Consider the following 1,279-nt stretch of genomic DNA (forward strand, 5'->3'; position numbering starts at 1 on the left):
GCTCGATCCGCCGGAGTTCCGCCTCGTGGGCCTGGAGGGCTCCCGCGCGCGAGGCGGTCAGTTCCTCGATCCGCCGGCCGGCGCCGGTCCAGGTACCGAGCATGATCTCCGCGATCCACGTCTCCAGCTTCACCGCGGCGGGGGCCAGCCACAGGAAGAGGGCGGCGAAGAGCCAGACACACACCGCGGACAGGACGATCGCCTGCATCCAGGTGGTGAGGGGGGCCGCGAGGAGGGTGAGGGTTCCGCCGGGAACGGTCCACCACCACAGCGGGATGGAGAGCGTCAGCAGCAGACTGAGCAGCACGCCCAGGACGAGGACGGGAAGGACGAGCCCCACGATGCCGTGAACCAGCATCCAGGCCACGTCCTTGCGGGTACCCGGGAACCGCAGCAGTTGGAGCGTCCGCTGGTAGGCGTTGCCTTCGAGCGTCGGGCAGGGCCGGCGCACGGGGCGGCCCAGAATGCGTTCGGCGCGTCGGCGTTCGGCATCGGTCAGGGCGTGCAACGGCTGCACCGCCCACGGCAGGACCGGCGCGAAGACCAGCGAGAAGCAGACGAGGGGCAACAGAACGTAACCGGCCAGCGAAGGCAGAGCGGTAGCGAGTCCGCTCAGCAGATACCGCGTGGATCGTAGGCCGTGGAGTGCTCTTGCCTTCAGGTCCATGGGGCAAGACGGTACTTCACGGGTGTTCCCTTGTCATAAGTGCGCGCTACACCTGGCAGGTGGAGCCCGCTACACCCCCGGTTCGGGAGAGAGACCGCTGCCGTCCGCCCGGCCTGCGCGATTACGTTCGGTACTCGTTCTGACCGATCGAGGGAACCGAAGGACCCATCATGCAACCGACGACGACGTCCCGGGCCACGCAGTTCGCCGTGTCCCTGGAGGAGGTCTCCCAGTCCTACGGCGAGGTGACCGCGCTGGACCGGGTCAGCTGGGGGTTCCGCAAGGGCAGTCTCACCGCGATCATGGGCCCGTCCGGATCGGGCAAGAGCACCTTCCTGCACTGCGCCTCCGGCCTCGACCGGCCCAGCGCCGGAACGGTACGGCTCGGTGATCTGGACATGGGCGGGCTCCGCGAGACGGAGCTGACCCGGCTGCGCCGCGAACGGATCGGGTTCGTCTTCCAGGGCTACAACCTCATGCCCTCGATGGACGTCGAGCGCAACATCACCCTCCCGCTGACCCTCGGCGGCCGCCAGGCGGACAGGCACTGGCTGGACGAAGTCGTCCACCGGGTGGGAATGGCCGGCCACCTGGACCGGCTCCCGGCACGTC

The 1,279-nt window shown here is 69.0% G+C and carries 2 protein-coding genes; one reads left to right on the forward strand and one right to left on the reverse strand.

The genetic code is table 11. The features are described 5' to 3' along the window. Window positions 1-667, reverse strand: a 667-nt coding sequence (locus ACFWGZ_RS41025; RefSeq protein WP_382456978.1) for a sensor domain-containing protein, incomplete at its 3' end; no start/stop codon positions are given. 170 nt (window positions 668-837) lie between these two features. On the opposite strand from ACFWGZ_RS41025, the gene ACFWGZ_RS41030 reads away from it, so the two are divergent. Next, the coding region (locus ACFWGZ_RS41030; RefSeq protein ID WP_382456979.1) for an ABC transporter ATP-binding protein at window positions 838-1,279 on the forward strand (442 nt) is incomplete at its 3' end.

Origin of the sequence: Lentzea sp. NPDC060358 (genome assembly GCF_042725365.1) — a bacterium.
In the GTDB taxonomy this organism is placed as follows: domain Bacteria; phylum Actinomycetota; class Actinomycetes; order Mycobacteriales; family Pseudonocardiaceae; genus Lentzea.